Source organism: Streptomyces sp. NPDC050418, assembly GCF_044458745.1.
Taxonomy (GTDB): Bacteria; Actinomycetota; Actinomycetes; order Streptomycetales; family Streptomycetaceae; genus Streptomyces.
In genome coordinates, this window is record NZ_JBITIG010000004.1 from 432,967 (window position 1) to 450,233 (window position 17,267).

The following is a 17,267-nucleotide window of genomic DNA, read 5'->3' on the forward strand; positions in this document are numbered from 1 at the left end:
GAATCAGCATCCAGAATCCGGAGCACCTTTTCGTGAACGACAAGCCCGGCAACCGCCCCCCGCGCAAGCACCGCAGGCCGCAGAAGGACCCGGTGCGCATCCTCGCCTTCGAGGCGCTGCGGGCCGTGGACGAGCGGGACGCGTACGCCAACCTCGTGCTGCCCCCGCTCCTGCGCAAGGCGCGCGAGAAGCACGAGAACTTCGACGCGCGCGACGCCGCCCTCGCCACGGAGCTGGTGTACGGGACGCTGCGCCGCCAAGGCACGTACGACGCGATCATCGCGGCCTGTGTGGACCGGCCGCTGCGCGAGGTCGACCCGCCCGTTCTCGACGTTCTGAGCCTCGGTGCGCACCAGCTGCTCGGTACCCGGATCCCGACGCACGCCGCGGTGTCCGCGACCGTGGAGCTGGCGCGGGTGGTGCTCGGTGACGGGCGGGCGAAGTTCGTGAACGCCGTGCTGCGCCGGATCGCCGGGGACGATCTCGACGGCTGGCTGGAGAAGGTCGCGCCGCCCTACGACGAGGACCCCGAGGACCACCTTGCGATCGTGCACTCGCACCCGCGCTGGGTCGTCTCCGCGCTGTGGGACTCGCTGGGCGGCGGCCGCGCAGGGATCGAGGACCTCCTGGAGGCCGACAACGAGCGGCCCGAGGTCACGCTCGTGGCCCGCCCCGGCCGGATCACCGGCACCGAACTGCTCGGCGCGCTGCCCGAGGACACCGCCGTGCCGGGCCGCTGGTCCCCGTACGCCGTGCGCCTCACGGAGGGCGGCGAGCCCGGCGCGCTCGAACCCGTGCGTGAGGGGCGGGCCGGAGTGCAGGACGAGGGCAGCCAGTTGGTGGCGCTCGCGCTCGCCAACGCGCCCGTGGAGGGCTCCGACGCGCGCTGGCTCGACGGCTGCGCGGGCCCCGGCGGCAAGGCCGCCATGCTGGCCGGTCTCGCCTCCGCGCGCGGCGCGCTGCTGCTCGCGTCGGAGAAGCAGCCGCACCGCGCGGGCCTGGTCGCCCAGGCGCTCGCGGGCAACCCCGGCCCGTACCAGGTGATCGCCGCCGACGGCACCCGCCCGCCGTGGCGCCCCGGCAGCTTCGACCGTGTCCTGATGGACGTCCCGTGCACGGGTCTCGGAGCCCTGCGCCGCCGCCCCGAGGCGCGCTGGCGCCGCCGTCCGGAGGATCTGGACGGCTTCGGACCGCTGCAACGGGCGCTGCTCACCCAGGCGTTGGAGGCGGTACGTGTCGGGGGCGTCGTCGGGTACGCGACCTGTTCGCCGCATCTCGCCGAGACGCGCGCGGTCGTGGACGACGTACTCAAGCGCGTGCCGGGAACCGAACTCATCGACGCGCGGCCCCTGTTGCCGGACGTCCCCGCGCTCGGTGACGGCCCCGACGTCCAGCTGTGGCCGCATCTGCACGGCACGGACGCGATGTATCTGGCGCTGATCCGCCGCACTGCCTGAGCGCAGGGCTCGTAGGCCGGCGGTACGGGGCGGGCGCGCTCAGTCCCGTACCGCCGTCGTGTCCGCCGTGGCCGCCGGTTCCTCGCGGGCCAGGCGGTGCGGCCACCAGACCTTCGGTCCCACGTCAAGGAAGAGCGACGTGACGAGGACGGAGCGGACCACGAAGGTGTCCAGGAGGACGCCCAGGGCCACCGCGAAGCCGATCTCCGCGAACGCCACCATCGGGAGCGTGGCCAGCGCGGCGAAGGTGCCCGCGAGCACCAGTCCCGCCGAGGTGATCACCGCGCCCGTCGCGGAGAGGCCGGTGAGGACGCCCGCGCGGGTGCCCTTGAGGCGGGCCTCCTCGCGGATCCGGGTGGTCAGGAAGATGTTGTAGTCGATGCCGAGCGCCACCAGGAAGACGAAGACGAACAGCGGGAAGTCCGTGGTCTCGCCCGCATAGTCGAAGAGGTACCGGAAGGCGAGCGCGCTGATGCCGAGCGCCGCCGCGAAGGACAGCACCACCGTCCCGATCAGCAGCAGCGGGGCGATCAGGGCGCGCAGCAGCACGATCAGGACGAGGAAGACCACCAGCAGGACCAGCGGGATGATCAGGATGTTGTCGTGCGTGGTCGCCGCCTCCATGTCGAGCAGCGCCGCGGTGTTGCCGCCGACCTGGGCCCCGGCGTCGGGTACGGCGTGCACCGCGTCCCGTACCCGCTCCACGGTGTCCTTCGCGGCCGGGCTGTCGGACGGCGAGTCCATCGTCGCCTCGAGGAGGATCCGGCCGTCGTGCTCCGGCTTCGCGCCCACGGCGGGCCGGATCGACCGGTCGACGACACCGTCCGTGGCGGCGACGGCCCGGCCCACCGCCTCGCCCTGCTCCGCGTTCGCCACGATGTAGAGCGGATCGCCGGAGCCGGCCGGGAAGTGCTCCTCCAGGACCCGCTGCCCGACGATCGACTCGGGGGTGTCCGTGAAGGCGTCAGCGTTGCTCAGACCCTCCGCGCGCAGCTGGGTCAGACCCAGCGCGAGTGCCGCGAGGACGAGGGCCGTCGCCGCCCAGACCGCCCGGGGCCGCACCGAGATACGGCGGCCGATCCGCGCCCACAGGCCGGTCTCGGTCGGCTCGGCGGTGTCGTAACGCGGAATGACGGGCCAGAAGATCCACCGGCCGAAGATCACCAGGAGCGCCGGGAACAGCGTCAGCATCGCCAGGAGCGCGACCGCGACGCCGATCGCGGCGACCGGTCCGAGGCCGCTCGTCGAGTTCATGTCCGCGAACAGGAGCACCAGCATGCCCAGCATCACGGTCGCGCCCGAGGCGAGCACCGCGGGCCCCGCGCGGTGCAGGGCCAGGGCCATCGCCTCGTGCCGGTCCTCGTGGCGGTGCAGCTCCTCGCGGTAGCGGGCGACGAGCAGCAGCGCGTAGTCCGTGCCCGCGCCGAAGACGAGCACCGTGAGGATGCCCGCGCTCTGGCCGTTCACGGTGAGGCCCGCGTTGTCCGCGAGGAGGTAGATGATCGCCTGCGCCGTGAACAGGGCGCCCACGACCGACACCAGTGGTACGAGCAGCAGTGTCGGGCTGCGGTACGTGATGAGGAGCATCACGATCACCACGCCCATCGCCGCGAACAGGAGCGTGGAGTCGATGCCTTCGAACGCCTCCGAGAAGTCCGCCGTCGTACCGCCCGGACCCGTCAGATAGACGTCGAGCCCGTCCGCGCCTTTCCCGGCGATCCCGCGCAACTCGTCCACCGCGGGCGCGATCCGCTCCCAGCCCTTCTCGTCCATCGTGATCGGGACGAAGACCTGAGCGGCGGCGGACGGGGTCTTCTCGGACGCAACGGGTCCCTGGGTCTCCGCGCCGCGGATGCCGTGCGCGGTCAGCGCCTTGAAGGCCGCGACATCGTCGGCGATCTTCGCCCGGTCGGCGTCCGTGAGCCCGCCGTCGCGCACGTACAGGACGACGGCCGGCAGCTGTTCGGGCCTGAAGTCCTCGGAGAGATCGAGGACTTGGGTGGACTCCGCGTCCCCGGGCAGCCACGACGCGTTGTCGTTGTCCTGCGCGTCGGCGAGCTTCTGGGCCAGCGGGGACATCAGGACGATGACGACGAGCCACAGCAGCAGGACGACCCACTTCGAGCGCCTGCCGCACACCAGCCAGGCCACACCGCGCCGTTCGCCCGCGCCGCCCCGCACCGGGCCCGGTACCCCGCCCGGCCGGTCCTCCTCGGTGCTGCCCGCTGTCTCCGCGTCCGGCACGACGCCCCCCAAATAGGTGCCCACCCCACATGACGGCCACGGCCGCCGGGCGCAAGAATGGCACGCCCGCCCATGATCCCGGGAGGATTCGGGCGCTGCGCGTCTCACGCTCCGTACCGCGGACGGCAACACTCCCCGGGCATGGCAGGCTTGGGGCATGGCCGTTCAGATCAGTCCCAGCATCCTGTCCGCCGACTTCGCCCGTCTCGCCGACGAGGCAAAGGCCGTCGACGGCGCCGACTGGCTCCACGTCGACGTCATGGACAACCACTTCGTCCCGAATCTCACGCTCGGTGTCCCGGTCGTAGAGTCCCTGAGCCGGGCGACGGACACCCCGCTGGACTGCCACCTGATGATCGAGGACCCCGATCGCTGGGCTCCCCAGTACGTCGAAGCGGGTGCCTCCTCCGTCACCTTCCACGTCGAGGCGGCCGCGGCGCCCGTCCGGCTGGCGCGCGAGATCCGGGCCAAGGGCGCCCGCGCCTCCATGGCGCTCAAGCCGGGCACCCCGATCGAGCCGTACGAGGACCTGCTGCCCGAGCTGGACATGCTGCTGATCATGACGGTCGAGCCGGGCTTCGGCGGCCAGGCCTTCCTCGACATCATGCTGCCCAAGATCCGCCGCACCCGTGAGCTGATCGCCAAGCACGGTCTTGACCTGTGGCTGCAGGTGGACGGCGGTGTCGCCGACGCGACCATCGAGCAGTGCGCCGAGGCGGGCGCCGACGTGTTCGTGGCCGGTTCGGCCGTGTACGGCAAGGAGAACCCGGCCGCCGCCGTGGCGGCCCTGCGCGCCAAGGCCGAGACCGCCACCGCTTCGGCGGCCTGGGCCTGCGGCCACTGAGTCCGCGGCATCGGGGGGCGGTCGGCAGGCCGTCGTCCGGGCCTGCGGCAGGTGAACGGCGGGGTTCGGGACCGATCCGGGCCCTTCAGGACTGATCAAGCACCGCCGGATCTGCGAGGATGAACGGCGAGTCGCCCGATGGCTCGCTTCGACAAGAGCGTGTGAACAGCAGTGAGGAGATCGCCGTGACGGGCATGTCAGCGGGGAGGCCAGCCCTGCGGATGGGACCCGCTGAGCTGGTGCAGGCGGCAGCCATGGCGCGCCGCTTCTACCTGGAGGGCAAGTCCAAGATCCAGATCGCGGAGGAGTTCGGCGTCAGCCGCTTCAAGGTCGCGCGGGTCCTGGAGACGGCTCTCGAACGGGATCTCGTACGGATCGAGATCCGGGTTCCGGCGGAGCTGGACGCGGAGCGTTCGGACAAGCTGCGGGCCCGGTACGGCCTGCGGCACGCGGTCGTCGTCGAGTCGCCCGCCGAGTCGGAGGAGCAGTCGCCCGACCCGGAGAACCTCGGCGAGGTCGCCGCCGACCTGCTCGGCGAGCTGGTGACCGAGGGCGATGTGCTCGGCCTCGCCTGGGGCCGCTCCACCATCCACATGGCCGCGGCGCTCGACCGGCTGCCGCCGTGCACCGTGGTGCAGCTGACGGGCGTGTACGACGCCGGGACCGCCGAGCGCGGCTCCGTCGAGGCGGTCCGCCGTGCCGCGCAGGTCTCCGGCGGTGACGCCCACCCGATCTACGCGCCGATGCTCCTGCCGGACGCGGCCACCGCCGCGGCGCTGCGGAACCAGACGGGTATCGCGCGGGCCTTCGAGTACTTCGACAAGGTCACCGTCGCATGCGTCTCCATCGGCTCCTGGGAGCCCGGCATCTCGACCGTGCACGACATGCTCAGCGACGAGGAGCGGGCACACTACGCCTCGCTCGGTGTCGCCGCCGAGATGTCCGCGCACCTCTTCGACGCCGACGGCCGCCGCGTCGGCCGTGACCTGGGCGAACGCTGCATCACGGTCGAGGCCGACCGGCTGCGCCGTATCCCCGAGGTCGTGGCCATCGCGGGCGGCCAGCGCAAGGCCTCCGCGATCGACGCGGTACTCCGCTCCGGCCTGGTGACCAGCCTTGTCACGGACACCGCCGCGGCCGACTACCTGCTGTCCGCGGGCCCCGCCCCGAAGCCCGCGCTGGACCGCGCGGACCCGGACGGCGAGTAGATCCTGCGCGCGTTCCCGGCGCCGACCAGGTCAGCGACCCGGTCGGCGTCGGCGTCCGCCCACGCGCCGCGGGCCGTCCAGCCGCCGAGCACCTCGGCGAGCGCCTCACGGAAGAGCCGGGCCCCGGTCAGATAGAGCTCCGGCAGCCCGTACGCGTCCGTCGAGAACAACAGCTTCCCGAACGGCGCCAGCTCGAGGAACTCCGCCAGGACCGCCGCCGCCCGCGCCCCCACATGGTTCAGCGTGAGGCCCACGTCCGCGTAGACGTGCGGATACACCTGGGCGAGATGGCCCGCCTGCCGGTGATACGGGTAGCAGTGCAGCAGCACGAGCGTGCACCTGGTCGGGCGTACGGCCTCGATGAACTCCGTGAGCAGCAGCGGATCGGCGCGGTGCAGCCGCAGATCCGGGTCGCCGAAGCCCGTGTGGAGCTGCAGCGGGCGGCCCGTGGCGGCGGCCGACCAGAGCAGGTGGCGCAGGAGCACGGGGTCCGTCAGGCGGCCGCCCGCGGGCAGCCAGCGGGCCAGCGCGGCCTCGACATCAGGGCGGGCAGGGGGCTCGGGCGGCAGAGCGAGGCCGTGGCGGTAGGCCGCGACCGATTTGAAGCCGGCCGCCGTGTACGCCGCCTCCCGCAGGGCCTCGGCGAGCGCGGCGAGGAAGGCGTCCGGGGCGGGTGCGGTGGTGGCCAGGGACTCAGCGAGGTGTTCCAGACGGACGATCTCACGGGCCGGCGAGCGCGCGAGGCGGGCCAGTTCGTGGGGCGGGGTGAGGTCGCCGGGCAGGCCCGTGTCGACCAGGTACGCGGAGATGTCCGCGGCCCGCAGCAGTCTGCGCGTGACCTCCTGCCAGCCCATCCGGGAGCGCGTCTCCAGGTACACGTCCGGCGGGCAGTGCGGATCGAGGCCGAGGACCGGCGGGCACAACCGGCGTACGGCGAAGCCGAGTTGGCTGTCGAAGAAGCTGGTGCCGGGCGGGGCGGGTTCGGGGGACTCGCTGAGGTACGCCTCGAAGGCGGCGCGCGTGAGGTCGCCGCGGACCAGGCCGTGGCAGTGGTGGTCGATGAGGAGGGGGTGGGAGGGGGACGGGTCGGCGGCGCGGAGGTGAGCGTGCCCGGGGGCGGCGGGTGCGCGCCGCTCGCCGGGTGCTGCCTCGCCGTCGGGCGTCTGCCGGTCGCCGCGCGTCGGCGCACCGCGCCGCATCCGCCGGTCGCCCGGCCTCGGCTCGTCGCACGGCGCGGGCATCAGTACCGGTCCCTCGTCGCCTCGGCGAGTTCTTGGGGTGTCGCGCCGGCGAACAGTTCCACCTCCGCCGTCCGGACCGCGATCACCGCCTCCGTGAGGGCCTCGCCCAGGGCCTCGCCCAGGACGCGTGAGGCGGCGAAGTGCTCCACGGCCTCCGTGAGCGAGCGGGGCAAGCGGCGTTCGGACTGGCGCACGGGATCCCCCGCGACCGGCACGGGCAGGGCGAGACGGGACTCCAGGCCCGCGAGGCCGGCGGCGATCACCGCGCCCACCACGAGGTACGGATTCGCCGCCGGGTCGAAGCATTTGATCTCGGCGTTGGCGCCCTGGCCCGCGATGAAACGGAGCGCGGCCTCGCGGTTCTCCAGGCCCCAGCACTGGAACGCGCCTGCCCAACGCGAGGGCGTCAGGCGCAGATAACTCGCGGGGGAGGGGGCGCCGAGGGCGAGCAGCGCGGGCAGTTCGCGGAGGATGCCGCTGAGGAACGGCTCGCAGACGTCCGTCATGCCGAACGGTCCCTCGCCGTCGGCGCACAGATTCCGTCCGCCGCTCCACAGACTCAGATGCAGATGGCGCCCGTTGCCGACCGCCCCGGGCGCGACGGCGGGACCGAAGGACGGGGTCAGCCCGTGCGCGAGCGAGAGCGCGCGGATCGTCTCGCGGACCAGGACCGCCTGGTCGGCCGCGCCCACCGGGTCCGTCGGCGCGAAGGACAGCTCGAACTGGCCCGGGCTGTACTCGGGATGGAGCTGTAGCACCTCAAGTCCCTGATCACGCAAGGCGGTCAGGAGCTCGCCGAGATACGCGGACAGTTCCACGACCCTCGCCATGCCGTACGCAGGCCCCGTACAGGCAGGTTCGTCCCCGCGCCGTACGACCCACTCCGTCTCGAAGCCCATCCGCAGTTCGAGCCCCTGCTCGGCGGCGCGCCGCACCATCGAGCGGGCGAACCGGCGCTGGCAGGCCTCGTACGGACGGCCGTCCTGGTGGAAGCGGTCGACCGGCGCCCAGGCCCAGCCGGGCTGCCCCGCGAGGGCCGTGAGCCGGTCGAGGTCGGGGCGCAGCCGCAGATCGCCGTCGGGACCGCCGATGTGGCGGCTCGTGGTGACCGAGTCGTCGACGAGATACACGTCGAAGACCGGGGACATGCCGACGCCGTGCTCGGCGGCCTCCTGGAGGCGGGCGAGCGGCACCGTCTTGACGCGCGTGTGGCCCGCCACGTCCACCCAGGTCAGGGCCACCGAGTGGAGGCCGCTCGCCTCCAGGCCCTCGATCAGCCAGTGGTCGTCCGGGACATCCGCGAGATCGCTGTCGCTCGCGAAGTCGTCGAGGCCGAAACCGCCTCCGTACCCGCCCGGTTCATCCATCGGACCCGCCTCCCCGTTCAGCGCCGCAGCGCCAGCACCGCGGCCACGGTGTCCGCGTCCGCGGCCGTCTTGTCCTCCCGGTACCGCACCACCCGGGCGAAGCGCAGGGTCACGCCCTCCGGATAGCGGGTCGAACGCTGTACGCCGTCGAAGGCCACCTCCACCACCAGTTCGGGCCGCACCGTCACCGCCCAGCCGTCGTCCTCGACCGCCAGGTCCTGCAGCCGCTCGGTCTGCCACGCGAGGACGGCATCGGTCAGACCCTTGAAGGTCTTGCCCAGCATCGCGAAGGAACCGTCCTCGCGCCGGGCCCCCAGATGCAGATTCGACAGTTTTCCCGTGCGCCGCCCATGCCCCCACTCGGCCGCGAGCACCACCAGATCCAGGGTGTGCACGGGCTTCACCTTCACCCACGACGCCCCGCGCCGGCCCGCGCTGTACGGAGCGTCGAGCCCCTTGACCACGACACCCTCGTGCCCGCGCGCCAGGGTCTCCTCCGCGAACTTCCGTGCTTCTTCCCGCTGTTGTACGTCGTCGGGGTCGGTGACCTCGTAACGCCGGACGCGGCGCGGTGCGGGGGTGACGCGGGCCAGTTCGGTGTGGCGTTCGCGGGCCGGGAGGTCGAGGAGGTCGCGGCCGTCGACGGCGAGGAGATCGAAGAAGACGGGGGCGAGGGGCAGTTCGGCCTGGGCGCCGGGGACGTCCACCTTGGAGCCCACACGGCCCGCGATGTCCTGGAACGGCACGGGGCGGCCCTCGGGCCCGAGCGCGATCACCTCTCCGTCCAGGACGGCCTGTTCCGCGGTCAGCTCCAGGGCGGCGGTGACGACCTCCGGCAGCCGCTCGGTGATCTCGTCGAGGGTGCGCGTGAAGATCCGTACGGATCCGGCGTCGCGGTGGACCTGGACGCGGATGCCGTCCAGCTTCTCCTCCACCGCGCAGGCGCCGACCAGGCCGATCGCCTCGTCCACGTCCTTGGCGGTCTTCGCCAGCATGGGCAGGACCGGACGGCCGACGGTGAGCCGGAACGTGTCGAGCGCGGGCACGCCGTCGGTGATCAGGGCCTGGGCGACGGTGTCGAGGCGGCCCGCGAGCATCACGGCGCGCCGGACGGCGGCCGCCTTGGCACCGTACGCGGCGGCGAGGCCGTCCACGGCGAGCGCGTCGAGGGCGCCCTGGCGCAGTTCGCCGCCGATCAGCCCCGACAGGAACCGCTGCTCGTCCTCCGTGGCGGCGGCGAGCAGCCCGTGCAGCAGGCGCTTGCGCTCGGCCTGCGCGCCCTGGCCCGCGACGGCCGCGATGCGGTCGAAGGTCTCGTGCACGCCCACCACGGTGAGGGTGGGGACCGCGGCGGGCTGCTGCTTCTCGCGGAAGGCCGTCCAGCCGACGTTGATCTTCCGCTGGGGGAGCCGGCCCGCGAGATAGGAGACGACGAGCGGCGCCTCGTCAGGTGTCATCCGCCCGAACAGCTCGGCGAGCAGCGCGGTCTTCTCCTTGCGGGCGGTGGTGGCGGCGACCCGGTGCGAGGTGGTGGCCACTTCGGCGAAGAGCATGTCCTCATCGTGGCGTACGGGGCGCAGGGGCGCAGGGGGCGTGCGTGCGCTCTCCGGGTGCGGGGGCCGCGCCGACCGGCGGCGTGCGGGTCGTCGTGGCAGCATCGGCCGCATGGACCCCAGACGCCGGACGGCCACGCTCGTCCGTCCGCTCGTCCGTCCGCTCGTCCGTCTTCTCGTGGGCGTGCTCGGTGCGCTGTGTGCGGTGCTGCTTGTGGGGTGCTCGTCCGGGGCGGGTTCCTCGGCGGGCGATACGGCGTCGTCGGCTGCTTCTGCTTCTGCTGCCGCGTCCGAGTCCGTGGGCCGGACGGAGACCGCCGCCCCCGCCTGGGCCAACGGCTTCGTGACCGTCCAGGAGGGGGAACTGCCTGCCGAGGCCCGTCAGACGCTGCGGCTGATCGACGAGGGCGGGCCCTTCCCGTACGCCAAGGACGGTGCGACCTTCGGCAACTTCGAGCGGATCCTGCCGCGCCAGAAGCGCGGCTATTACCGCGAGTACACCGTCCGCACCCCTGGCGAACGCGACCGCGGGGCCCGCCGCATTGTGACCGGCCGGGGCGGGGAGTTCTACTACACGGACGATCACTACGACACGTTCAAGGCGGTCCTGCGATGACAGGCGGTTCCAGCGCATCCGGCGGCGCGTTCGAAGGGCCGGACGAGGGGCAGAGCCCGTCGGGTGCCGAGGTGTACGACACCGGTTCCGGCGTGCCGTACCCCCCGCGTCCCGGCAGCTCGGCGGGGTGTCCGCCGGGCCGCTGGGCCGGGCGCCCGCAGCCCTTGGCGGCGCTGGCCGACACGGCCCGCAGCTCCGATGTCCCGCTGCATGTGCTCGACCTGTCCGAGGTCACGGACAAGGCCGCGTTCCTCGACGCGTGCGCCCGCAGCCTCGCGTTCCCCTCGTGGTTCGGCCGCAACTGGGACGCCCTCGCGGACTGTCTGAGAGATCTGGAGCCCGGCACCGTGGTGGTGCTGACCGGATGGGGTGCGTACGCCGCCGCGCGGCCCGGCGAGTGGGAGACCGCGCGGGAGATCCTCGCCGAGGCCGACCCGGTCACGGCGCTTGTCGTGCTGGAGTAGCGCTCCGGAAGCCGAAGTACCGCGACGCGCGCACCGCGTGTCAGGGCGCCGGCTCGCGCCCTCTACGCTTCCCGCGACGAACCCCACGCAAGGCACCCCGAGGAGCGCCACCGTGTCCGACCACACCCCCGCGTACCCGTACTCCGAAGCCCTGAGCCCCGAGAGCGCGCCACAGCCGCACGAGCAGCTCGCGCCCGCGCTCTGGCTGCTCGGGACCTGGCGGGGGAGGGGGCGGGGCACGTACCCCACGCTCGACGCGGACTTCACGTACGCGCAGGAGGTGACCTTCGCGCACGACGGACGGCCCTTCCTGCGGTACGAGGCCAGGGCCTGGCTGATCGACGGCGAGGACGGTCCGCTGCGGCCGGCCGCGCGCGAGAGCGGGTGGTGGCGGATCCAGCCGGAGGGACGTGTGGAGGCGCTGATCACGCAGCCGACCGGGATCGCGGAGATCATGGTCGGCACGGTCACCGAAGGACTCGCCGAACTCGCCTCGCACTCGGTCGCGCTCACCCCCACGGCCAAGGAGGTCACCGCCACCCGCCGCCGCTACACCCGGACGGAGGGCGGTGGGACCCTCGACTTCGTGCACGATCTCGCGGCGGTGGGTCAGCGGCTGCAGCATCACCTGGGGGCGAAGCTGCACCATGCGGTCTGATCCCGTACACACTACTGACAACTGACGGGTCGTCAGTTACGGTCGGCCGCATGTTCTTCTCGGTGGGGATACCGACGCACAGGGTGGACGCGGGCGCCGATCTGGTCGGTGCCGAGGCGGTCATGGAGATGGCGCGCGCGGCCGAGGACGCCGGGTTCGACGCCGCGTTCGTGACCGACCACCCGTTCCCGGGCGACCGGTGGCTCGCCCACGGCGGGCATCACACCCTCGACCCGATGGTCACCCTCTCGTTCGCCGCCGCCGCGACCACCACCCTGCGGCTGCACACGAACCTGTTCGTGCCCGCGTACCGCAACCCCTTCGTCTCCGCGAAGATGATCTCCACCCTGGACGCGCTGTCCGCAGGACGGGTGATCCTGGGGGTGGGCGCCGGCTATCTGGAGCCCGAATTCGCGGCGCTGGGCGCGGACTTCGAGGGACGCAACGACGCGCTCGACGAGGCGCTGCGCGCCATGCGGGCCGCGTGGACCGGGGAGTCGGTGGTCTTCGAGGGCGCGGGCTACGCGGCGCCCGGGAACACGATGCTGCCGCGGCCCGCGCAGGAGCGGATCCCCGTCTGGATCGGCGGCAACAGCAAGCGCGCCATCCGCCGCGTAGTGGACCTCGGCGACGGCTGGCTGCCGATGCCCGCCCCCGCCAAGGCCTCGAAGACCCTGCGCACCCCCGGCATCGAGACGCTCGCCGGTCTGCGCGCGCGGCTCGACTACCTCGAGGAGTACGCGGCGTCGGTCGGCCGCACCGCCCCGGTGGACGTGACCTTCATGCCGCGCGGCCTCAGCATGTTCTCCGGCGCTGACCTGGACGCCGACGCGATCGTCGAGGACCTGGCCGAGCAGGCCGCGGTGGGTGTCACCGGCGTCACGATCGCCCTTCCGGCCCGCACCCGCGCGGAGTTCCTGGAGCAGGCCGCGTCCTTCGGGGAGCGTGTGATCGCCCACGTGAAGTGATGCGCCTGAGCGCCTTTGCCTGGCGCGGGTCACCCGCCGTCGGGGCCCTGCGCGGGGGAGACCGCCTCGGCCGTGGACAGCCAGGCGTCGGCGATGAGCCGGTGCCCGAGCGGGGTGGGGTGGACGCCGTCGTGGGCGAGTTCGGCGGCCGCGTGGTGCCGTGCGGCCTGTTCGAGGACGAGGTCGGCGCGGACGATCCGGGCCTTGTGGTCGGCGGCGGCCCGGAGTACGGCCTCGGTGCGGGGCTGCAGGTCCTCGAACCAGGCGTGCTGGTCCGGCCGGACCGGGAGGAGGAAGGGCGTGATGACGGTCAGCCGGGCGGTGGTGTGCCGGGCGGTGAGGTCCAGCAGGCGGTCGAGGGCGGCGCGGAACTCCGGGACCGGGCTGAGGAGTCCTCGGTCGTAGCGTCTCCAGGTGTCGTTGATGCCGATCTTGACGGTGACGTGGGTGGGGCGGTGGTCGAGGACATCGGTGGTCCAGCGGGGTGCGAGGTCGCGGATGCGGTGGCCGTTGACGCCCCGGTTGATGATCCGAGGGGCCGGGTCGGCCTTGTGGCCGGTGGCGGCCCGCGCGTTCAGGGTGCGGGCGATCTCGTTGACGTAGCCGTTGCCCAGCGACGAGGGGTCGGTGCGGTCGCGGCCCGCGTCGGTGATGGAGTCGCCGATGAACACGAGGGTGTCGGAGTCCGTGAAGTGCATGTCTGCCGTTCTCGGGTTGAAGTCGCGTCGTAGTCGTGTCGGAGGTGGAGCCGGCCGGAGGGCGCGGTTGATCCGGTTCCGCGGTCGGTCCGGTTCTGCGGTCGGTCCGGTCGCTGTCAACTATGGGAGCCCTGACGGTGATGGTGCGGCCGCCCGCCTCAGGGTGGCTGCCTCGCGTGCCAGGAGCTCGGGATTGTCATCGGGGACGAACTCGACGAGGGCGTCGAGGCCCCGGCCGGTCACGAGGCCGAGGGCCGTGGTCCACAGGGCTTCGCGATCCGCCAGCGGGAGACGGGTGTTGCCGGGCCACCAGGAGAACGCGTGGACGGCGGCGACCCGGTCGCCGAGTGCGACGAGACCCGCCAACGCCTCCTCGTCGGGGGCGTCCTGCGGCGGCTGCCAGTACGTGCGGACGTTGTCGGTGCCCAGCTCACCCAGCTCGTCGAGCAGCCGGAGGGTCGAGGCGACGGTGTCGGTGAGCGTGTTGCCGTGGAACTCGGTCGCGAGCATGAGGCCGTGGTCGGCGGCGATCCGGGCCGCCTCGCTCAGCCGGCGTACCGTCGCGTGCCGTTCGTCCGGCAGCACGTGACGCGATCCGGTGCCTCCCGCCCAGACCCGGATCCGTTGCGCGCCGAGCAGAACGGCGGCGCGGGCGATCGCGGGGAACGCGACTGGTTCCTCCGGGAGTGCGCGGAAGTAGGAACCGTACGAGCAACAGGTCAGCCCGTAGCGGTCGGTGATCTCCCGGACGGCGCGGACGGTGCCGGGTTCGCCCGCGGGCGCGTGCACATCCGCGCCCCACTCGATGACTTCGAGCCCCGCGTGGACGGCGTACCGGGCGACTTCGATGGCGGGCAGCCGGCGGAAGGTGACCGAGCACAGGCCGAGGCGGGTCCTCCCCGCGGCCGGCGGGCCGGCCGGGACGGGGCCCGCCCGGCCGGCGCGGCTGCTGTTCGTCCCTGCCAAGGTCATGGTGCTGCCCTTCTCCATGTGTGTGGTGTGTTCGGGGTGCAGGGACGGCGTGTTCGGGGGTGCGGGGCGGCGCGGGCGTCAGGGGGCGTTCGGTCCGACGTCCGCCGCCGTGAGCGGGTGACGCAGCGGGGCGGCCGTCGCGTACTCGTCGGCGCCGATGTCCCGGACGCTGCCGCGCTGATCTCCGTCGACGTCGTCGGTGACGGGAGTGCCCGCGAGGGTGGCGGCGCCGATCGCGGGGCTGGCGGACGTCAGCCGCAGGACACCGTCGGCGCCCGCGGCGAGTCGGGGGTCGGCCCGGGTGAAGCCGCCGGCGGGGATGTTGCCGTTGGCGGCCGCGCCCCACAGCAGGTTGCTCTGCCAGGTGAAGCCGGAGGTGGCGCCCATGGCGACGAGGCTGCCCGTGTCGCCGACGAGCAGGTTGTCCGCGACGACGACGTCCTGCGGCTCGTAGGGCTTGGTCTCTCCCGACAGGGTTTCCTCGTTGCCGATCAGCGAGTTGTGGGCGATCAGGGCACGGTCGCAGGCGTCGTTGCCCCGGCGCTCGTCCTTCGTCTCGCCCGCGTGGTGGTCCCGGGTCGAACCGCTTCCGATGACCAGGGCGCGGCCGGAGAGCCCGCTGACGTGGTTGTTGACGATCCTGTGGTCGTTTCCGTAGAGGCGGATGCCTTCGCCGCCGTCGAGCAGGTGGTTGCCCTGGACGGTCGAGCGGTTGCCGTGGCGCAGGACGATGCCGCCGCGGCTGTCGCGGACGGTGTTGTACCGGACGGTGTTGTCGCAGGACTTCACGGAGACGGCCTCGGGGTCGCCGTCGCAGCGCTCGAAGAGGTTGTACTCGACGACCGCGTGGGCGCCGGACAGGGCGCGGCCGCTGACGCCGAGGCGGAGGGCCTCGCCGCCGTTGGTCCCGCCGTAGGTGTGGTCGGAGAAGTGGTTCCGGAAGACGTGCAGGTTCTGGGCCATGGCCGTCGACCCCGGGCCGTCGACGACCAGGAAGACGCCGGCTGTGGTCTTGCCGTGGAACCGGTTCCGGTCGATCTTCGTGTCGTCCGCCCGGACGACGAGCCAGTGCGGGTCCCCGGAGTCCGCGAGCTGGAAGTCGTTGCGGGTCAGCCGGATCGCCGAGCAGTCCGCGGGCAGTTCGAGTGTGGTGCTCTGCCGGAAGGTGAAGCCGCTGAGAGTGATGTTGCTGGAGTTGCTCAGCACGAAACTGCGCTCGCCCTTCAGCACCACGCCGCCGCGGCTCCGGGACACGATGGTGATCGGCGCGCTGCTGGTCCCGTGCTTGCCGGAGACGCTGAGGGCACCGCCGGACGGGACTGTGTAAGTGCCGTCGGCGACGACGATCCGGTCCCCGGCCTCGGCACCGTCGATCGCTTTCTGCAGCTCGGCCAGGGACGAGACGGGTATCTCGGCCGCCGACGCGCTCGTGGTCGGCGCGGCGCCGACGGGGACGACGGCGAGCGCGGCCAAGGTGGCGCTCCTGAGTAACGTGCGTCGTTGCATGGCGTCTCCTTCAGAGGTGGGGGACAGGAGTTCAGGGGGCGTCGGGGCCGACGTCGGCCGGGGTCAGCGGTCCGCGGCGCGGCGCACGAGGCGCGTACTCGTCGGCGCCCACGTCCCGGCGCCGGCCACGCGGCTGACCGTCGATGTCGTGCGTGACCGGCGGCCACCGGAGCGTCCCGGCATCGATCGCGGGACTGTCGGCGGCCGGGCGGGCGACGCCGTACGCGTCCGTGACCAGACGCGGGTCGGTCCGGGTACCGCCCGTGGCGGGCATGTTGCCGTCGGCGGCGGCGCCCCAGAGGATGTTGCCCGACCAGGTGAAGCGCACCGTGGCGGCCATCTCGACCAGCGCGCCGGAGTCCGCCACGAACAGGTTGTCGGCAACCGTGACATCGCGCGGCTCATGCGGGCGATGGCTCTCCCCGGACAGCGTGCCGCCGTTGTTCACCAGGGTGTTGTACGCGATGAGCACACGGTCGGGGGCGTCGTTGCCGCGGCGTGCCTCGGGCGACTCGCCCGGCAGGTGGTCCCGTTCCGAGCCGCTGCCGATGACCAGGGCACGGCCGGACAGCCCGCCGAGGTAGTTGTTGACGATCACGTGGTCGTCGCCGTAGATGCGGATGCCCTCCTTGCCGCCGACGAGGTGATTGGCCTCCACCCGGTTGCGGTTGCCGTGGCGCAGGACGATGCCGCCGAGGCTGTCGCGGAAGGTGTTGTGGCGCACCGTGTTGTCGGAGGACTTCACGGAGACCGCCTCGGGGTCGCCGTCGCAGCGCTCGAAGAGGTTGTACTCGACGACCGCCCGGGCACTGGACAGGGCGCGAGGGCTGACGCCGAGGCGGATGGGCTCGCCGCCGTTGGATCCGGCGAAGCTGTGGTCGGAGAAGTGGTTGCGGTAGATGTGGACGCGCTGTGCCATCTCGTCGGTGCCCGCGCCTTCCACGCCGAGGAAGATGCCGAGCGTGCTCTTGCCGTGGAAGTGGTTGTGGTCGACCTTGCTGTCGTCCGCGCGCACCATCACCCAGTGCAGGCCCTCGATGTCGGCCAGTTGGAAGTCGTTGCGCGTGAGCCTGATGTGGGAGCAGTCCGGCGGTACGTCCAGAGTGGTGCGCTGCCGGAAGGCGAACCCGCTGAGGGTCACGTGGCTCGACTTCTCCAGGACGAAGCTCTGTTCGCCCTCCAGGACGACACCGCCGCGGGTCTGCGCCGTGATGGTCACAGGGGCGCGGCCGGTGCCGTGCGTGTCCCGGATGAGCACGGGGGCGTCCGTGGGGACGGTGTAGGTGCCGTCCGCGACGACGATGCGGTCGCCGGGCCGCGCCCGGTCGATCGCCGCCCGGAGCTCGTCCAGAGTGCGGACCGGTCCGGGCAGCGGTGTGGCGGCGGCCGGCGGGGCGCCGATGGGGAGGGCGGCCAAGGTCGCCCCCGCGGCGGTGCTCATCAGGAATGTGCGGCGCTGCATGGTGCCTCC

15 protein-coding genes are annotated in these 17,267 nt (G+C 72.7%); 7 read left to right on the top strand and 8 right to left on the bottom strand.

What is annotated here, in order from left to right; all coding sequences use genetic code 11:
• Window positions 1-32: 32 nt before the first annotated feature.
• The gene (locus tag ACIBI4_RS12260) at window positions 33-1,457 is read left to right on the top strand and encodes an RsmB/NOP family class I SAM-dependent RNA methyltransferase (RefSeq protein ID WP_399203645.1); all 1,425 of its coding nucleotides are present in this window, start codon (window positions 33-35) and stop codon (window positions 1,455-1,457) included.
• Between the two features lie 39 nt (window positions 1,458-1,496).
• On the opposite strand, the gene ACIBI4_RS12265 is transcribed toward ACIBI4_RS12260, so the two are convergent.
• Window positions 1,497-3,638 carry an MMPL family transporter gene (locus ACIBI4_RS12265; RefSeq protein WP_399203783.1) on the bottom strand — a complete coding sequence of 714 codons (2,142 nt, stop codon included), beginning with the start codon at window positions 3,636-3,638 and terminating at the stop codon, window positions 1,497-1,499.
• Between the two features lie 220 nt (window positions 3,639-3,858).
• On the opposite strand from ACIBI4_RS12265, the gene rpe reads away from it, so the two are divergent.
• On the top strand, window positions 3,859-4,545 hold the full coding sequence (rpe, locus tag ACIBI4_RS12270; RefSeq protein ID WP_399203646.1) for a ribulose-phosphate 3-epimerase: 687 nt from the start codon (window positions 3,859-3,861) through the stop codon (window positions 4,543-4,545).
• Window positions 4,546-4,706: 161 nt separating this feature from the next.
• On the top strand, window positions 4,707-5,753 hold the full coding sequence (locus ACIBI4_RS12275) for a sugar-binding transcriptional regulator (RefSeq protein ID WP_399203647.1): 1,047 nt from the start codon (window positions 4,707-4,709) through the stop codon (window positions 5,751-5,753).
• Here the strand turns inward: ACIBI4_RS12275 and ACIBI4_RS12280 are convergent.
• The 3 genes from ACIBI4_RS12280 to ACIBI4_RS12290 are packed head-to-tail and all read right to left on the bottom strand — an operon-like array spanning window position 5,687 to window position 9,914.
• The gene (locus ACIBI4_RS12280) at window positions 5,687-6,994 is read right to left on the bottom strand and encodes an amidohydrolase family protein (RefSeq protein WP_399203648.1); all 1,308 of its coding nucleotides are present in this window, start codon (window positions 6,992-6,994) and stop codon (window positions 5,687-5,689) included. The genes ACIBI4_RS12275 and ACIBI4_RS12280 overlap by 67 nt on opposite strands.
• Window positions 6,994-8,361, bottom strand: coding sequence for a glutamine synthetase family protein (locus ACIBI4_RS12285; RefSeq protein WP_399203649.1), 1,368 nt, complete (start codon window positions 8,359-8,361; stop codon window positions 6,994-6,996). The genes ACIBI4_RS12280 and ACIBI4_RS12285 overlap by 1 nt, the downstream gene beginning before the upstream one ends.
• A gap of 17 nt (window positions 8,362-8,378) precedes the next feature.
• Window positions 8,379-9,914 carry an ATP-dependent DNA ligase gene (locus ACIBI4_RS12290; protein ID WP_399203651.1) on the bottom strand — a complete coding sequence of 512 codons (1,536 nt, stop codon included), beginning with the start codon at window positions 9,912-9,914 and terminating at the stop codon, window positions 8,379-8,381.
• Window positions 9,915-10,026: 112 nt separating this feature from the next.
• On the opposite strand from ACIBI4_RS12290, the gene ACIBI4_RS12295 reads away from it, so the two are divergent.
• From ACIBI4_RS12295 to ACIBI4_RS12310, 4 genes are all read left to right on the top strand, one after another.
• Window positions 10,027-10,530: a ribonuclease domain-containing protein gene (locus ACIBI4_RS12295; protein ID WP_399203652.1), complete on the top strand. Its 504-nt coding sequence runs from the start codon at window positions 10,027-10,029 to the stop codon at window positions 10,528-10,530.
• Window positions 10,527-10,994 carry a barstar family protein gene (locus ACIBI4_RS12300; RefSeq protein WP_399203653.1) on the top strand — a complete coding sequence of 156 codons (468 nt, stop codon included), beginning with the start codon at window positions 10,527-10,529 and terminating at the stop codon, window positions 10,992-10,994. Before ACIBI4_RS12295 ends, ACIBI4_RS12300 begins: the two co-directional genes overlap by 4 nt.
• Window positions 10,995-11,106: 112 nt before the next feature.
• Window positions 11,107-11,652: an FABP family protein gene (locus tag ACIBI4_RS12305; RefSeq protein WP_399203654.1), complete on the top strand. Its 546-nt coding sequence runs from the start codon at window positions 11,107-11,109 to the stop codon at window positions 11,650-11,652.
• Between the two features lie 50 nt (window positions 11,653-11,702).
• The gene (locus ACIBI4_RS12310; protein WP_399203655.1) at window positions 11,703-12,620 is read left to right on the top strand and encodes an LLM class F420-dependent oxidoreductase; all 918 of its coding nucleotides are present in this window, start codon (window positions 11,703-11,705) and stop codon (window positions 12,618-12,620) included.
• 29 nt (window positions 12,621-12,649) lie between these two features.
• Here ACIBI4_RS12310 and ACIBI4_RS12315 read toward each other — a convergent pair whose 3' ends face one another.
• From ACIBI4_RS12315 to ACIBI4_RS12330, 4 genes are all read right to left on the bottom strand, one after another.
• Entirely contained in the window at window positions 12,650-13,318 is a 669-nt protein-coding gene (locus ACIBI4_RS12315) for an SGNH/GDSL hydrolase family protein (RefSeq protein ID WP_399203656.1), read from the bottom strand.
• Between the two features lie 120 nt (window positions 13,319-13,438).
• A complete protein-coding gene (locus ACIBI4_RS12320) occupies window positions 13,439-14,290 on the bottom strand; it encodes a sugar phosphate isomerase/epimerase family protein (RefSeq protein ID WP_399203657.1) in 852 nt (283 codons plus the stop codon).
• A gap of 78 nt (window positions 14,291-14,368) precedes the next feature.
• Complete coding sequence (locus ACIBI4_RS12325) at window positions 14,369-15,796, bottom strand: polysaccharide lyase 6 family protein (RefSeq protein WP_399203658.1); 1,428 nt, start codon at window positions 15,794-15,796, stop codon at window positions 14,369-14,371.
• Window positions 15,797-15,827: 31 nt separating this feature from the next.
• A complete protein-coding gene (locus tag ACIBI4_RS12330; RefSeq protein WP_399203659.1) occupies window positions 15,828-17,258 on the bottom strand; it encodes a polysaccharide lyase 6 family protein in 1,431 nt (476 codons plus the stop codon).
• Between the last annotated feature and the right edge of the window lie 9 nt (window positions 17,259-17,267).

Bases quoted from the DNA above. Each gene is read 5' to 3' on its own strand.
- rpe (WP_399203646.1), top strand. From the start codon at position 3,859: ATGGCCGTTCAGATCAGTCCCAGCATCCTGTCCGCCGACTTCGCCCGT.
- ACIBI4_RS12280 (WP_399203648.1), bottom strand. From the start codon at position 6,994: ATGCCCGCGCCGTGCGACGAGCCGAGGCCGGGCGACCGGCGGATGCGG.
- ACIBI4_RS12285 (WP_399203649.1), bottom strand. From the start codon at position 8,361: ATGGATGAACCGGGCGGGTACGGAGGCGGTTTCGGCCTCGACGACTTC.
- ACIBI4_RS12290 (WP_399203651.1), bottom strand. From the start codon at position 9,914: ATGCTCTTCGCCGAAGTGGCCACCACCTCGCACCGGGTCGCCGCCACC.
- ACIBI4_RS12295 (WP_399203652.1), top strand. From the start codon at position 10,027: ATGGACCCCAGACGCCGGACGGCCACGCTCGTCCGTCCGCTCGTCCGT.
- ACIBI4_RS12300 (WP_399203653.1), top strand. From the start codon at position 10,527: ATGACAGGCGGTTCCAGCGCATCCGGCGGCGCGTTCGAAGGGCCGGAC.
- ACIBI4_RS12310 (WP_399203655.1), top strand. From the start codon at position 11,703: ATGTTCTTCTCGGTGGGGATACCGACGCACAGGGTGGACGCGGGCGCC.
- ACIBI4_RS12315 (WP_399203656.1), bottom strand. From the start codon at position 13,318: ATGCACTTCACGGACTCCGACACCCTCGTGTTCATCGGCGACTCCATC.
- ACIBI4_RS12320 (WP_399203657.1), bottom strand. From the start codon at position 14,290: ATGACCTTGGCAGGGACGAACAGCAGCCGCGCCGGCCGGGCGGGCCCC.
- ACIBI4_RS12325 (WP_399203658.1), bottom strand. From the start codon at position 15,796: ATGCAACGACGCACGTTACTCAGGAGCGCCACCTTGGCCGCGCTCGCC.
- ACIBI4_RS12330 (WP_399203659.1), bottom strand. From the start codon at position 17,258: ATGCAGCGCCGCACATTCCTGATGAGCACCGCCGCGGGGGCGACCTTG.